General features: G+C 71.8%; 13 protein-coding genes. 8 read left to right on the top strand and 5 right to left on the bottom strand.

What is annotated here, in order from left to right:
• Nucleotides 1-92: 92 nt before the first annotated feature.
• From RLT58_RS16455 to RLT58_RS16445, 3 genes are all read right to left on the bottom strand, one after another.
• Complete coding sequence (locus RLT58_RS16455; protein WP_018101695.1) at nt 93-401, bottom strand: DUF8827 family protein; 309 nt, start codon at nt 399-401, stop codon at nt 93-95.
• A 278-nt stretch (nt 402-679) separates the two neighbouring features.
• On the bottom strand, nt 680-1,369 hold the full coding sequence (locus RLT58_RS16450; RefSeq protein ID WP_311311142.1) for a ribonuclease FAU-1 family protein: 690 nt from the start codon (nt 1,367-1,369) through the stop codon (nt 680-682).
• Between the two features lie 88 nt (nt 1,370-1,457).
• Nucleotides 1,458-2,234, bottom strand: coding sequence for a DUF4232 domain-containing protein (locus RLT58_RS16445; RefSeq protein WP_311311141.1), 777 nt, complete (start codon nt 2,232-2,234; stop codon nt 1,458-1,460).
• 219 nt (nt 2,235-2,453) lie between these two features.
• Here RLT58_RS16445 and RLT58_RS16440 point away from each other — a divergent pair, with 219 nt between their 5' ends.
• Nucleotides 2,454-3,641, top strand: a complete 1,188-nt coding sequence (locus RLT58_RS16440) for a hypothetical protein (RefSeq protein ID WP_311311140.1) — start codon at nt 2,454-2,456, stop codon at nt 3,639-3,641.
• Nucleotides 3,642-3,686: 45 nt separating this feature from the next.
• Here RLT58_RS16440 and RLT58_RS16435 read toward each other — a convergent pair whose 3' ends face one another.
• Nucleotides 3,687-4,223: a P-loop NTPase family protein gene (locus RLT58_RS16435; protein WP_311311139.1), complete on the bottom strand. Its 537-nt coding sequence runs from the start codon at nt 4,221-4,223 to the stop codon at nt 3,687-3,689.
• 36 nt (nt 4,224-4,259) lie between these two features.
• The gene (locus tag RLT58_RS16430; RefSeq protein WP_311311138.1) at nt 4,260-5,444 is read right to left on the bottom strand and encodes a low temperature requirement protein A; all 1,185 of its coding nucleotides are present in this window, start codon (nt 5,442-5,444) and stop codon (nt 4,260-4,262) included.
• 163 nt (nt 5,445-5,607) lie between these two features.
• Between RLT58_RS16430 and RLT58_RS16425 the strand changes: the two genes are divergently transcribed.
• From RLT58_RS16425 to RLT58_RS16395, 7 genes are all read left to right on the top strand, one after another.
• Nucleotides 5,608-7,371 (top strand): hypothetical protein, encoded by a 1,764-nt coding sequence (locus RLT58_RS16425; RefSeq protein WP_311311137.1) that lies wholly within the window; start codon nt 5,608-5,610, stop codon nt 7,369-7,371.
• 160 nt (nt 7,372-7,531) lie between these two features.
• Nucleotides 7,532-7,897, top strand: a complete 366-nt coding sequence (locus tag RLT58_RS16420) for a hypothetical protein (RefSeq protein ID WP_311311136.1) — start codon at nt 7,532-7,534, stop codon at nt 7,895-7,897.
• Nucleotides 7,894-9,702, top strand: a complete 1,809-nt coding sequence (locus tag RLT58_RS16415; protein WP_311311135.1) for an alpha/beta hydrolase — start codon at nt 7,894-7,896, stop codon at nt 9,700-9,702. Before RLT58_RS16420 ends, RLT58_RS16415 begins: the two co-directional genes overlap by 4 nt.
• Nucleotides 9,703-9,749: 47 nt before the next feature.
• Nucleotides 9,750-10,253 carry a hypothetical protein gene (locus RLT58_RS16410; protein WP_311314539.1) on the top strand — a complete coding sequence of 168 codons (504 nt, stop codon included), beginning with the start codon at nt 9,750-9,752 and terminating at the stop codon, nt 10,251-10,253.
• A 789-nt stretch (nt 10,254-11,042) separates the two neighbouring features.
• On the top strand, nt 11,043-12,782 hold the full coding sequence (locus tag RLT58_RS16405) for an alpha/beta hydrolase (protein WP_399131895.1): 1,740 nt from the start codon (nt 11,043-11,045) through the stop codon (nt 12,780-12,782).
• On the top strand, nt 12,779-13,357 hold the full coding sequence (locus RLT58_RS16400) for a hypothetical protein (protein WP_311311133.1): 579 nt from the start codon (nt 12,779-12,781) through the stop codon (nt 13,355-13,357). The genes RLT58_RS16405 and RLT58_RS16400 overlap by 4 nt, the downstream gene beginning before the upstream one ends.
• A 96-nt stretch (nt 13,358-13,453) precedes the next feature.
• Nucleotides 13,454-14,449: a C40 family peptidase gene (locus RLT58_RS16395; RefSeq protein WP_311311132.1), complete on the top strand. Its 996-nt coding sequence runs from the start codon at nt 13,454-13,456 to the stop codon at nt 14,447-14,449.
• The last annotated feature ends 73 nt before the right edge of the window (nt 14,450-14,522 follow it).

The raw sequence follows: 14,522 nt of genomic DNA, 5'->3' as shown, positions 1-14,522 counted from the left end.
GCGCGGACGCGGTGTGGTGACTCGACATCAGGGAGACGCAACCTCTGCCGGTGGGCACGACGGACGGATGGGGGGCGCGGGCTGACGTCCGGTTAGACGGCCATCCCGTAGACGATGGTGAACAGGGTTCCGAGCGATCCGATGATGAACACACCGGTCAGGCCGGCGACGATCAGCCCCTTGCCCTGTTCCGCGCTGAAGGTGTCGCGCAGGGCCGTCGCGCCGATGCGCTGCTTCGCCGCTCCCCAGACCGCGATGCCGAGGCAGAGCAGGATGGCGATCGCCATCACGACCTCGATCATTACGCGGGCCTCGTTGCCCAGGGTCCCGAACGGCCCCCAGTTCGGGGCGATTCCGCCGATGATGGTGGTGATGTCGCCCTTTTCAGCTGCCAGGATCATGTAAGTCACCGCCCCTGTTGGGTAGTTCAGCGCCCGTACCGCATGGCACGGGTCACCCTCTATCATCGCTGATGAAACTGCTCTCGTACGACGACTTGGCGGCCTTCTTTACCCGGATCTCGCACATTTGACCGGTCTGACCGCGCTGACCTGCGGTCGAATCGGTGTGTGAGCGAATTACGTATGGTTACTCTGTGTATCACGGAGGGTGACGCCGGGCAATGACTGCCATCGCGCCACCCTGGCCGAGACGCGTTGCGGTCCCCGAACCGCACCCATCAGGGCGGATGGCGCGAGGCCGGGGCGTCCGCCGGCCGCAGCAGGGGGTGGCGCGGGCGGGGCGAGCGGGCGGGGGTGGTCCACGCCGACGGCGGCCGGAAATCGCACCAGGATCCGTCGAACGGAAAGGTTCCGGTCTCGGCGAGCCGTGCCACGGCCGCCCCCTCGGTCCGGATCGCGACCGCTTCCTCGGCCGTCCAGTACGCGGGATGGCCCGTCTTCTCGGTGAAGGACTGCTCGTCCTTCCACTGCCAGGTGCGGTCCGGCGCCACGTTGATGTCCAGCTCGTGGTCGGCGATGTCGATGTCGGTGCCGCAGTGGACGCGCCGCTCCAGGTTGACGTACCAGCCGCGGAACTTCTGTCTGCGCCCGAAGAGCCACAGGACGGCGTGTGCGGCGCCGGTGGGCTGGTAGAAGAGGGCGTTGCCCATGGGCCAGCGGTCGGCGACGACGGGGTAGCCCCCGGCGGGCCGTTCGTGCGGCGCGATGTCCCGCAGGTGGGTGGCGCCCCGGGGCAGGGCGGTGCGCCACATCGGCGTACCGCTCTCCATCCACACCAGCTGGCCGGCGGCCGTACGTTCGACGAGGCGCACGGGCACGGAGGCGCTCAGATGGCCGCCTATGAAGAAGTTCCAGTGCAGGATCTGCCCCGGCCGGTCGCGCACGTCCTCATGCCCGTGGTCGTTCATGCGGATGATCATTCCCACGCCGGGGCGTCCGGACACACGTCCGCCCCGGACGGGGTCGGGGTCCGGGGCGGAGGAGGGGAGGGGCGGGTCAGGACTTGGTGTCCGCCTGCTTCATGGAGTTCACCGCGTCCGCGATCGAGCTCTCGTACAGGCCCAGCTTCGGGTTGTTGACCTTGACGTCCGGGCCGAGGGGGAAGTTGAGCTGCTCCGCGTTGGGCATGTGGTCGCCGTCGGCCAGCACGTTCAGCTCGTTGACCCAGGTCACGCCGTTGGCGCCGGCCGGGTTGAGGTCGATCACCGCGATGGCGGCGGTCTTCGGCTTGACCGGGTAGGCCGGGGCGCCGCCCAGACCGCCGGGGACCAGCGGCAGGATGTCGCCGCTGTGGTCCTTGGCGTTCGCCGCGCCCAGGCTGACGCGCGGGAAGTAGCTCAGGCCGCACGCGTTGGCGCCGGTGTTGTTGACCTCGATCACGTGCTGGGTGGCCGAACCCTCGCGGGCGTAGACCCGTACCGAGAGGTCCGTGCTCTTGCACGGGTGCTTGTAGGCGTAGCTGTCGCTGGTGTCGCCGCCGGTCTTGCCGGCGCCGCCCTTGGACTTGTCGCTGCTCGACGTGACCGCCTTCGTCGAACCGCCCGTGGAGGAGCCGCCCGTCGTCGAGGAGCCACCGGTCGTGGACTCCGTGGTCGTGGCGGAGCCGGCGGGCCGGCCGGCGTCGCCCCCGGTGGCCGTCGTGGAGCTGTTCGCCGGGCCGGCCGACTTCGTTCCGGTGTCGTCCCCGCCGCAGGCGGTGAGGGCCAGGGCGAGCACGGCGGTGACGGCGGTGCCGAGGGCGGCGGTGCGCTTGCGGTTGCGGCTGGTAGGCATGAGATGTCCCCGAGTGTGTGGCGGTCGAGTGTGGCGGTGCAGCGGTGGTCCGGAACTTGCGGCGAACCGCTCCCCCTCCTGACCTGCTGACACAGGAAGCTTCCCGCCCTCCGCTCATGTTCTGCTAACGCCTCCCTGACGTGGCGGGGCGAGGCGGCCGGTGCACCGCGTGGCCCGGTCGTGCGTGACTTCCGCGGTCTGATCACCGTTAGATGTGATGTGCCCACGCCTGACATCCCCGTCGAGGCCGCCGCCTCGCCCCCGCCGCCCCCCTTCCTGCTGACGCCACGCCAGGGGGAGGCCGCGCGGGAGCTCCTCTCGTACGTGGTGGCGCTTCCCCTGGTCTCCGCCGACGCGAAGCTTCTCGCGGTCGTCGTCGCCATCCGGGCCGCCCGGACCGGGACCGGCAACCTCACGGGTACGGACCTGCGGTCGTTGCGGCTGGAGGACCCGGAGCGGGCCCTGGCCGAACTCGTCGCCGCCGGGTGGCGGGTGCCCGGGGACCTGATCGGCGGGGAGCCGGACCTGCCGGTCGGGATCGTGGTGCCCGACCTGGCCCCGGGCGCGGGGAACGCGCTGCCGCTGGGCAAGGGCACGCGGTCGCGGGTGTCGGGATGGGTCATGCGTACGCGGATGGCCAAGCCAGTGAAGAAGACCTCCCCGGCCACCCGGCTGGCCGCGCTGTTCCTGGCGGCGCACTGCACCGGCGAACTGGTCGGGCAGGCGCCCGCCGAGCTGCCCGTCGCCTGTTACGGCTCCGTCCCCGAGCTCCTCGAGAAGGGGTTCCTCGCCGAGGTGTCCGGCCGGACGTACCGGCTGGGCCCGGCGATGCGGCACCTCTCGGGCCTGTTCCGTACGCCCGAGGAGGTCGCGGAGCTGGCGGCCGCGGAGGCCGGGCGCCGGGCGGCGCGGGAGGCGGCGGCCGCCGCCGAACCCGAGGAGATCACCCCGCAGGCGTGGGCGGAGTGGAAGTCCGGCGTCACCCCGGCGCTGCTGCGGCACGTGGCGGCGGTGGAGGGGTGCGCGGTGTGCCGGCTCCCGTTCGGGCGGGTCGCGCGGGCGTTCATGTCCGCGCCCTCCCCGGTGCCCGCCCCCCGGTCGGTGCTCGGTGAGTACGAGACCTGGCGGGAGACCCGTCCCGACGCCGGACGCGAGGCCGCCGCGTTCACCGTCGCCTTCCGCGCCGAGCACGGCCACGGTCCGTCCTACGGGCAGCTGTGCAGGGGCCTGGGCTGGAAGAAGCTGTCCCGGGCGCTGCGCGGGTTCGCCGTGGGCCGGGCCCTCGAAGAGGGGTGGCTGGCCGACACCTCGCCGGTGCCGTGGACCCTGCGCCCCGGGAGGGCCGCCCAGGAGCAGGGGATCGTGCTGCCGGGGCAGAACCGGGCCGCCGCCCCGGCCGGGCGCTGACCGCGGCGCCAGGCGGCACGCGGCGCGGTCCGGTCCGCCCTCGGGTCAGTGCTCGCGGGCGGGGAGGCGGTCGAGGCCCGTCTCGGTCATGATCCGGTCGACCGTGGCGGCCAGGCTGCTGTCGGCGCCGATCACCGACTCCACGCCGTCCGGGAGCAGGTCGAGGGGCCGGTACCAGGAGCGGAGCTCGGGCTCGCCCAGTGTGTCGGCCAGGGGCTTGGTGGCGTGGCGGCGCAGCGTCTCGTCGAACGCGATGTCCAGGTAGTAGTGGTGGGTGGGGCCGCGGTGGTCCGTGGCCAGCCGACGGATCATCGGTCCGTAGCGGTCGGCGTACAGGATGCCTTCGAGGACGACGTGGTAGCCCGCGTCGAGCGCGTAGCGGGCCACGGTGTCGATGAGTCCGATGTTCGCGCCGCCGGGGTGGTCGTGCTCGCGCAGGACGACCCGGCGCAGGTTGTCCTGCTCCACCAGCGCCAGACCGCGGCCGAACCGCTCCCGGAGGCCGGCCGCGATGCTCGACTTGCCCGAGGCCGAGTTGCCGCGCAGCACGACGAGCCGTGTCCCGGCGGTGCCCACTGTCATCCGGACCACGCTACCGGCCGCCCCGCCGCGCCGTGCTCAGGACGCCGGGATCTTCCCCGGGGCGCGGGCGGCCAGGACCAGGGTCGCGGTGATGAGGAGTGCGGCGACGATCCCGGTGACGAGGACCGGGGAGGGGGCGAACGTGGCGGCCAGGATCGCCACGACCGCGACGGGATGGAGCACGTCGGCGGCCCGTCCCCGTCCGTTGCCGCGGTGGTGCAGCAGCCAGACGACGGTGATGAACACGGCGACGGGGATGGTGTACGCGGCCGCCGACGCCCGGTCCGTGAGTTCGCCGTGGCCGGTGGTGTGGGCAACGTTCAGCGCGAGCCCGGCGCCGACGGCGGCCGCGGACGCGAAGACGAAGTAGTGGCCGTACCCCCACAGCAGGGCCGTCCGGAGCGTGGTGAGGCGCTCGGCCGCGCTCTGCGAGAAGTAGAGCCACCACAGGGCGAACACGGTCAGGATTCCGCCGACGACGAGGGTGGCGAGGTCGCCGAGCGCCGCGTGGGTGTCGAGGGAGGCGCGTACGGCACCGGTGGCGGCGGTGATGGACTCGCCCAGCACGATCAGGGTGAACAGGCCGTAGCGTTCGGCGATGTGGTGCGGGTGCCAGGTGGTGGTGGCGGTGCGTTCCGCGAGGACGGGGACGGCGATCTCGGCGACGACGAGGATCGCGAAGGTGAGCAGCCCGGTGTCCTCGGGCAGGGCCAGCCGTACGACCCAGCCGATCTGCACCACGAAGATGCCGACGGCGTAGCTCAGACAGGTGCGGCGGCGCTCGGGGTCGCAGGAGGCGGCGCGCAGCCACTGGGTGACCATGGCGAGCCGCATGATCACATAGCCCCAGGTGATGACGGTGAAGTCCTCGTGCTCCAGGGCCTCGGCCGCGCCCGCCGCGAGGACGAGGGCGCCGGTGATCTGAACGAGGGTCAGCAGCCGGTAGGGCACGTCGTCGGTGTCGTACGCGGAGGCGAACCAGGTGAAGTTCATCCAGGCCCACCAGATCGCGAAGAACACCATCGCGTAGCCGAGGACCCCGTGGCCGACGCGTCCTTCGGCGAGTTCGTGCTCGAAGGCGGTGGCGGCCTGGGAGACGGCGGTGACGAAGCAGAGGTCGAAGAACAGCTCCAGCATGGTCGCCGTGCGGTGTTCCTCGTCGGCGAGGCGAGCGGTCATGCGCCGGTGCCAGGCGCTGGGGGCGGGTTGCGAATGGCTCATGGGGGCGCATTCTTCCCGCTGGGCGTGCCGGGACGGTACAGCCGCGCCCTGGTCGGCCGTACGCCCGCCCGTCGGCCGTCGGCCGTGAAATCCGCTCGTCCCGGGCCGGGTTCCCTGCCAGACTCCGCCGTATGACCTATGGAATCGAGAACCACCCCGCCCGTTGAGCGCCCCGGAAGAGCGCGACGCGCTCCTGCCCCGGCCCTCGTTGTACGCCTGTGCCGTGCGTGTCCGGGACGCGGAACCCGAGGGGCCGTGGTCCCGGGGGTACGCGGCACGGCCCGATCGCCCTCGGCCGGGTTCCCGGGCCGGCCGGGACTGGGCGCGGACCCGGGACGAGCTGACGGACCTGCTCACCCCGCTGCTGGTCGCCGCGGATGCGGCCGGGGCCGCCGAGGACGTGCATCGGGGACTGGCCGCGATGGACCCGCCCGTCCGCCCCGCACAGATTCCCCGGATCGTGCACGGGCTGCCCCTGGAGAACGAGGCACGCGCCCGTGCGCTGGCGCGGTGCCTGGTACGTACGGGGAGCTGCCATCTGCCCGTCCGCGTCGGCCTCGCCCTGCTGGCCCGGCTCGGGGAGCCGGAGGACGTGCCGTACCTCAGGAGGCTCGGTCTGCTGCGCGACCTCGTGGGCCCCGTCGTCCACGCACTCGACGCCGTCGACCGGCCGGCCGCGGCGCTGATCTGTCTGCGGGACCGGGAGAAGGCGCCCGAACTGCGCGCGCTGGTCGCCGCGATCGAGGCCGGTGACGCGGCGGCGGTACGGGAGCGGCTGGCCGCGCTGCCGAGGGAGCTGGGCCCGGAGACCGCACGGCGGGCGGCGGAGGCGGCGCGTCTGGCGGAGCACCTGCGGGCGGTGGGGCCGGCGGTGGGGGAGGCGGCAGCGCCCTCCGCCGAACTGGTTTCCCAGGCGGGCCGGTTGCTGTTCCGTATGACCAGTCTGCGCGACTACACCCCCGAAATCCTCTCCTACCGGGAGGCCGCGCAGGCGTACGAGGGGTTCGTGCGGGGCGCCCGCCGGCTGACGCCCACACTGGACCACTGCGCGCTGCTGCTGTCCGCCGCCCAGGAGCTGCGCAGTGGGGCCGCCGTGCTCCACGGCTGGGGACCGGGGCGGCGCGAGGCACTGCTGGCGGAGCTGGCGACCGTGCTGGGCCGGGCGCGGTGGCGGGCGGTCGTGGACCGGGACGGCGGGGACACCGCCGGGCGCCGGCGGATCGCGTGGGCCCGCCGGGTCCGTGGGCAGCTGGCGCGTGTGCCCGCCGGCCGGCCCCGGGCGCCGCGGATCGAGATCGTCCAGCGCGACCCCCAGGACCCGGGGACCGTCGAGACCCGCATCCTGATCGACGGCCGCCCCCTCGTACCGGAGGTCTTCGGGCGGGGGCCCGCGCAGGCCCCCGAGGAACTGCTGGACGGCGGCGGGCTGCGGGCCACGGACGAGCCCCGGGAGGTGCGGCTCGCGGAGGCGTACTGCACCGAGGGGTGCTGCGGCGCGCTCTACGTCACGATCCGGCGGGACGGCGACGAGGTGGTCTGGTCCGGCTGGCGCTGCCCGGTACCGCCGCCGTCGCCGCTGCACCGGCGCGAGATCCCGGAGCACCGCTTCGACGCGGTCGCGTACGACGCGGAGATCGCGCGGGCCGAGGGCGACCAGGAGTGGACCTGGCCGGCCCGCAGGACCGCCCGGCTGATCGCCGCCGGGCTGCGCGAACGGCCGGACCTGCTCGGCCGCTGGGACCTCGAACTCGACTGGTCCGGCACGGCCTTCCACGATCCGGACACCGCGGTGGTGAGCCTGCTGTACCCGGGGCCGGACGGGCACCGGCGGCAGTACCTGTGGCACGTCCCGGAGGACGGCACCCCGCCTCAGGACCGGGCGGCGGCCGCGCTGGACCGGCTGGCGGAGGCGGACCCGAGGACGTAAGGGGCCGGGCGCCGGTCCACCGTTCGGGTGATCCGGGCGGGGGTGGTGAGGCGTCGGGAGGCCCGGGGAGCGGCGGAAGGCCCGCTCCCCGGGCCTTTCGCGTGCGGCGTGTCGCGGTTGCCGGGTTTGGCACAGTGCCGCTCCACGATCAAGGAACGGGGTGAGCGGTGTGCGGCAGCGGCTGATCGATCTGACGGGTGGCGGGGACCAGTTGAGGCACAGCGACGGGGTGTGGCTGCGGGCCGCCGGCGGCGCGGAGGGGATGGGGGCGCATCTGGGTCCGGTACGGACGGAGCTGGCGACCGCGCACGAGGGGCTGCTCGCGGGCACGGCCGGCCTGAGCGCGCTGGCCGAGCTGGGGTCCGTACGGGAGTCGTGGGAGCGGCGCTTCGAGTGCGCGCGGATGGAGTGCGGGTCGCTGGCGGGGAAGCTGCGGGCGGTGGCCCGGGCCCAGGGGGAGACGAACGAGACCGTGAAGTCGTCGTTCGCGGGTGTGGCGGTGCGGGCGCGGGGAGCCGAGGGGTGACGCCGCGGACTTCGCCGGCTGTCTCCTCCTCCCTGACGTGGGCCCAGTTGCGGGACCTGAAGTGCGCCGAGCTGGAGGGGGCGGCGGACGGCTGGGGGAAGGCGAGCAACCGGGCCGACGCGGGGCGGGACCGGGTCGAGAAGCAGTTGCTGACCGGTCTCCACGAGACCCAGCGGGGCGCGGCGGCGGACGCGGCGGTGGGGCGGCTGCGGCAGCTGGGACGGAACCTGCAGTACGTGTACACGGAGTGCGGTCTTGTCCGTACGGCGCTGAACAGCCTCGCGCACGAGATGCGGGGGCAGCAGCGGGTGCTGCGGGAGGCGCTGGGCGAGGCGGAGGCGCTGAAGTACACGGTGCACGCGGACGGTTCGGTGACGTACCCCGCGGCGGGCGAGGGGCTGATCGACGGCAAGCCGCCGGCCGGCGGCACGGCGGGGGCGGGGTCGGTGCTGCTGCCGCCGACGGGGCTGGTGCCCCCGAACCCGCATGCGGCGCGGGCGCAGGACATCGCGGACCGGGTGACGGGCGCGGTGCGGGCGGCGGCGGAGATCGACTGGCGGTTCGCCGGGATCCTGCGGAAGCTCAGGGCGGAGGAGGGCCTGAAGGTCCCGGACCGCGCGTGGACGGACGCGGCGGGGGACGCGGCGGCGGTACGGGACGCGGCGCGGGGGTACCTGAAGGCGGGCATCCCCTTCGACGCGAGCCCTGCGGGGCGGCGGTCGTGGTGGGCGGGCCTGACGGCCGAACAGCGCGAGGAGTACCTCGCGGTGTACCCGGACCTGATCGGCAACCTGGACGGCATCCCGTCCCTGGTCCGCGACGCGGCGAACCGCGACAACCTTCAGCTGCTGATCGGCAAGCTGGAGGGGCAGGACGATGCGCAGTCCCGCACACAGCTGGCGGGCCTGCGCGAGATCGACCGCCAGCTCCGGGCGGACCGTCAGCCCCCGATGTACCTGCTCGGCATCGGCGACGAGGGAAACGGCCGAGCGATCGTTTCGTTCGGGAACCCGGATACGGCGCGGAATGTTTCGGCTTATGTTCCGGGGTTGAATACGTCGTTGGATGAGGATTTCGCGAAGAGTGATCTGAAGCGGGCTTGGGATACGGCTAAAGGTGCGAGCAAGTACGACCATTCAAGTGCTTCGATTGTGTGGCTGGGTTACGACGCGCCGCAGTCTCCGGACGGAATTAACAGCCTTGCCGTAATGGGGGATGAGCGGGCAGTGAAGGGTGGAGGTGCATTCAATCAGTTCATGGGCGGACTTTCGGCTACGAACGAGAACGAGGATCCGCATATGACGGCGATTGGGCACTCATACGGATCGCGCACGGTAGGGGCTGCGACGCAACTAGGGGGCGGTATTCCGGGGGTTGACGACATTGTTCTGGTGGGGAGCCCCGGGGTTGGTGTTGACCGGGCAGAGGATCTTGGAGTGGGGAAGGATCACGTGTTTGTCGGTGCGGCCGAGAATGATGTCGTTACCAAGCTCCCGTCCAAGAAGCAGAGCGCCGTCGGCGCTGTCGGCTTGGCTGCGGCCGGACCAGGTGGTGCCTACCTTTTGGGTGAGCTGACGGACCAGGACGATGACGATCTCTGGTTCGGTAAGGACCCGGCGAGCGAGGCTTTCGGCGCAAGAAGATTCCCAGTGGGTGCGGGGCCGCGCCTTGTGAGTGGCCACGGGTTTTCCATTGACGCGCACTCTCAGTACTTCGATCCGCAACGAGATGCTGTATCGGCGGACAGCATTGCGTTGATTGCCGCTGGGCGTGCCGACAAGGTCAAGATGGAGGAGCCTCGGTGAAATACAGATCGCTGGCGTGGGGTGCTGCACTGATGCTGTGCGTGCCCATGTCCGGTTGTGGAAACAAGGATGGTGCTGTGGATGGGAATCACGTAATGGATATGCAGCAGGCGGCGGATCGGGCGGATGGGATCCTCGACGACGTTCTGAACGAGCTGAAGCCTGGTGTGCAGTGGGCTCATGGACCAACGAGCACGGGGCGCTGTGACGTGTCGCGGATGCGCGTCGTCATGACCATTGTTTCCGAGCAGCGGCGCGGTAGCTTCCTGGGGGTAGTGGACCGCTTCTGGCGGAAGAGCGGTTACAGGATCAAGGCAATCAACAAGGACGCCGAGCTTCCCGCGATTTACGCCCAAACGGACGATGGATTCGGCGTCACTTTGAGTGTCGGGGGCAAGGGTCAAGCCTTCTTCGAAGTCGACAGTCCCTGCGTGGAGGAGTCCGAGGTGGCCGAGTCGACAACGCCCCCCAACGGCCCGTCCTATGAAGGCGTCTATCCGCTGCCTCGTCCCAACGTCCACTCCGACTTCTGGTCCGCCGGCGCATCCTGACTCCCCCCGCTCCGCCCCCAATGACCGTAACGCCACAGTCGGTGGCGGTAAGTGTGTTACCAGCAAAGGAAGTTGAGTCCGGGATTGGGCCCTGGGGCCCATGCGGTGGGGTGGTGGGGTGTGGTCGCATACGGGTACCGGGGGGAACCGTCGCTGCGCCCGCTCACAAAGCTGGGGAGACTCGTCGTGTCTGGCACAGGAGAACTCGCGTTACCCGATGGCGCCGCCCTCGGCACCCCCGAGATCCGCCCGGGCCGGCAGGAGCCGCCGTCTGTGCTGCGGGCGGCGGTGGTCCTCGTTCGGCTGCTCTTCGTCGTCACGCTCGTGGGCGCCCTCCGCACGCTCCTCGTCGCCTCCTCGGCCGACGCGGTGGACGGCCGGCTGTTCGGCATGGTGCTGTACGCCGCGCTGCCCGGTCTCGCCGGCTTCGTGCTGTCGCTGTACATACGCGGCGGTGGCATCCGGATCTGGTACGGGCTCCTCGCCGCGCACGGCTGGCTCGTGCTCGGCGCGCTGGCGACGCTCGGTGACGCGGACAGCGGCCGGGGCGTCACGCAACTCGTGCTGCCCGTCGCCGTCCTCGTCCCGCTCTGCCGCGCGGAGGCCCGCGCATGGTTCGGGCTCGCCCCCGAACAGCGCTCCCCGCGCAGCCCGTTCGGCATGCCCCGGATACCCCGGATGCTCCGGTGGCGTACGGACTCCGGGCAGTCCGCCCTGGAGTACGTGGGCCTGGTCCTCGTGGTCGCGGCCCTCGTCGGCGGGCTCGTCGTCACGGGGGTCGGCGGGCAGATGGCCGGCCGGTTCCGGGAGGCCGTGTGCCAGGTGACCGGAGGCGGCTGCCCGTCGCCCGAGACCGTCGCCGACGGCCGCAGCGGCAGCGGCAAGGCCAGGGGGAGCGGCGGCGCGGACGGCACGGGTGAGGGGTTCGACGGCGCGACCGTGGCCGGGGGCACCGATGCCGGTGGCGCCGGGGCCGGTGGTGGATCCGGGGCGGCAGGCGGATCCGGGGCCGGGGGCTCAAGCGGCGCAGGTGGTGCGGACGGTGCCGTCGGCGGTTTTTCTTCGGCGGTCGACGCGGGTAGACCCGCCACGGGCAAGCGCCCCTCCGGCGGGTCGGACGGCAACTTCTTCACCGGTCTGGTCGGTGACGGCGGCCTGCTCGGCGATGTCACCGGGGCCGTGGACACCGTCGTCCACCCCGTCGACACCGCCAAGGGCATCGCCGACCAGTACGCCCAGGCCGCGAACCGCCCGGACGGCAAGTGGAGCAACGGGCAGTACGTGAGCGCAGCCTGGGACGTGGCCAAGGGCTCCGGCGGGGCCGGGGGCGTGTTCACCCGGCTGCCCGGGGCAGGTCCGCGCGCCGAGTCGGCGGCCCGGGACGCGGAGCGGGACTACCTCAACGGCCGCATCCCGACCGGGAGCGACGCCGCCGGCCGCAAGGCCTGGTGGGACGGGCTCTCGCAGCAGGAGCGCGATCGGTATCTGGAGCTCTCCCCGGACCGGATCGGCGCGCTGGACGGCATTCCGGTGGCGGACCGGGACAAGGCCAACCGCCGGAACCTGCCGCAGCTGATCTCCGAGCTGGAGGGCCGCGACGACAAGAAGTCCAAGGAGCAGCTGGCCGGGCTCCGGGAGATCGAGCGGCAGTTGAAGGAGGACAGCCAGCCCCCGATGTACCTCATCGGCATCAGCGACGAGGGCAACGGCCGGGCGATCGTCTCGTACGGCAACCCCGACACCTCGCACAACGTGTCGGCGTACGTCCCCGGGCTGAACACCTCGCTCGACGAGGAGTTCGCGAAGAACGACCTCAAGCGCGCCCGGGACACGGCGATCGGCGCCCAGGGGTACGACCCGTCCAGCGCGGCGATCGTCTGGCTCGGCTACGACGCGCCGCAGGCCCCGGACGGGCTGGCGAGCCTGGCGGTCGCGGGCACCGGCCGGGCCGAGAAGGGCGGTGCGGCCTATGACGACTTCATGGGCGGCATCGTGGCCACCAACCAGAACAAGGATCCGCACATCACGGCCATCGGCCACTCCTACGGCTCGCGCACCGTCGGCGCCGCCACCCAGCGCAACGGCGGGATCCCGGGGGTGGACGACATCATCCTGGTCGGCAGTCCCGGGGTGGGGGTCGACCGTGCCGTGGACCTCGGAGTCGGGGCCTCCCACGTCTTCGTCGGAGCGGCGGCCAACGACCCGGTGACGCAACTCCCGTCCAAGACCCAGGTGGTCGTGGGCGCGCTGGGGTGGATCCTGGCCGGTCCGGGCGGTGCGTACGCGGCGGGGGACCTGGCCGATCCGGGCGACGACGACCTCTGGTTCGGCAAGGACCCGGCGAGCAAGGCCTTCGGTGCCAGGCGGTTCCCCGTGGATCCCGGCAAGCCGCTCGTCAGCGGTGACGGCCTGAGCTTCGACGCACACTCGAACTACTTCAACCCGGTGCGGGACGCCATGTCCGCCGACGCCATTGCTCTTATCGTGTCGGGACACGCCGACCGGCTCAAGATGGAGGAACAGCGATGAGCCGAAGGTTGCAGATCGTCGCGGTGGCGCTGGCCGTCGGGTTCTCGCTGTCCGCCTGCGGCAGCGAGCAGGGGCCGGGTGCGCATGCGGGCACCGCCGCCTCGGAGGGGAGCAGCAGCATGGACATGCAGGGAGCCGCCGACCGGGCCGACGCCATGCTCGACGCCGTACTGAAGCAGATCGACCCGGAGGTGCAGTGGGCCCACGGCCCCACGACCAAGGGCAGTTGTGATGTGACGCGCAGGCGCACGGTCATGACCATCGTGTCCGAGGACCGCCGCCAGGGTTTCCTTGACCAGGTCGAGAAGTTCTGGCGCACCAGCGATTACCGCATCAAGGCGAGGAACGAGGACAAGGTGTTCCCGGCGGTCTACGCGGTGACGAAGGACGGCTTCGGCATCAGCGTGAGCATCCGAGCCAAGGGCCAGGCCTTCTTCGAGGCGGACACGCCGTGTGTGAAGGAGTCGAAGGTCGCCGAGTCCGCGTCCGAGCCGAACGGCCCCGCCTACCGGGGTGTCTATCCGCTCCCCAGCCCGAACGTCCGTTCCGCGTACTGGTCCGCCGGCGCGTCCTGATGGCCCAACAGCGCCCCCAATGACTCGTACACACCGTCGAAAACGCCCATGAACCCGTCCCGGATGGGGGATGGTTGAGGGGTGCGGAAATACTGGTTGGCAGGTGGGATCGGCGTCGGGGCCGCCATGCTCTTCGTGGCGCTGCTCGTCGTCGGTACGTACTCCGCCGCCGCGGGCATCACGGGCGGCGGCGGTGGGGGTGCCGTCGGGCTGGCCAAGGGCGCGGTGCCGGCCAAGTATCAGCCGCTGGTGCAGAAGTGGGGCAATCTCTGCCCCGCCATCAACCCCGCCCTGCTGGCCGCCCAGCTCTACCAGGAGAGCGGCTGGAACCCCCGCGCGGAGAGTCCCGCCGCCGCCCAGGGCATCGCCCAGTTCATCCCGGGGACCTGGGCGGGGCACGGCATCGACGGGGACGGCGACGGCGACCGGGACGTCTGGGACCCCGCCGACGCGATCCCGTCCGCCGCCTCGTACGACTGCGAACTGGCCGGATACGTCAAGAAGGCGCCCGGCGACGCGACGGACAACATGCTGGCCGCCTACAACGCCGGGGCCTACCGCGTGATCCGGGCGGGCGGCGTCCCGGACATCGCCGAGACGAGGAACTACGTCAAGATCATCCGCTCGCTCGAGAAGAGCTTCGCCCGGCCCGTCGGGCGGGTGCAGCCCTCCCAGCAGGCGGCGGGTGCCATCTACTTCGCGCAGAAGAAGCTCGGTACGAAGTACCTGTGGGGCGGCAACGGCACCCCCGAGCAGGGCGGCCGCTTCGACTGTTCCGGGCTGACCCAGGCCGCGTACCGCACGGTCGGCATCGAGCTGCCGCGTGTCGCGAACGACCAGTACAACGCCGGACCGCATCCCTCGCGCGACGAGCTGCTCCCCGGTGACCTGGTCTTCTTCTCCGACGACCTGGCCAACTCGCGGGCCATTCACCACGTCGGCCTGTACGTCGGCGGCGGGTACATGATCAACGCTCCGTACACCGGTGCGGTCATCCGGTTCGACAAGATCGACACGCCCGACTACTTCGGGGCCACCCGCGTGACCAAGGACGGTGCCGCGGCCCTCCCGACCGCGCGCCCCGCGGCCTGACGTCCGGGCGTCGGTGGCCGGAACTCTCCGTGAAGTCCGGGCCCTGAGCTGCGACGATGAGTCACTCTTCGAT

It is taken from the genome of Streptomyces sp. ITFR-16, assembly GCF_031844705.1.
GTDB lineage: Bacteria > Actinomycetota > Actinomycetes > Streptomycetales > Streptomycetaceae > Streptomyces.
Note: the sequence above shows the minus strand (reverse complement) of the source record. Positions and strands in the feature narration are given on the sequence as shown.

Coding starts and splice junctions, on each gene's coding strand:
- RLT58_RS16450 (WP_311311142.1), bottom strand. CDS start 1,369: ATGAACGACCACGGGCATGAGGACGTGCGCGACCGGCCGGGGCAGATC.
- RLT58_RS16435 (WP_311311139.1), bottom strand. CDS start 4,223: ATGACAGTGGGCACCGCCGGGACACGGCTCGTCGTGCTGCGCGGCAAC.
- RLT58_RS16455 (WP_018101695.1), bottom strand. CDS start 401: ATGATCCTGGCAGCTGAAAAGGGCGACATCACCACCATCATCGGCGGA.
- RLT58_RS16445 (WP_311311141.1), bottom strand. CDS start 2,234: ATGCCTACCAGCCGCAACCGCAAGCGCACCGCCGCCCTCGGCACCGCC.
- RLT58_RS16430 (WP_311311138.1), bottom strand. CDS start 5,444: ATGAGCCATTCGCAACCCGCCCCCAGCGCCTGGCACCGGCGCATGACC.
- RLT58_RS16400 (WP_311311133.1), top strand. CDS start 12,779: ATGAGCCGAAGGTTGCAGATCGTCGCGGTGGCGCTGGCCGTCGGGTTC.
- RLT58_RS16410 (WP_311314539.1), top strand. CDS start 9,750: ATGTCCGGTTGTGGAAACAAGGATGGTGCTGTGGATGGGAATCACGTA.
- RLT58_RS16405 (WP_399131895.1), top strand. CDS start 11,043: ATGGCCGGCCGGTTCCGGGAGGCCGTGTGCCAGGTGACCGGAGGCGGC.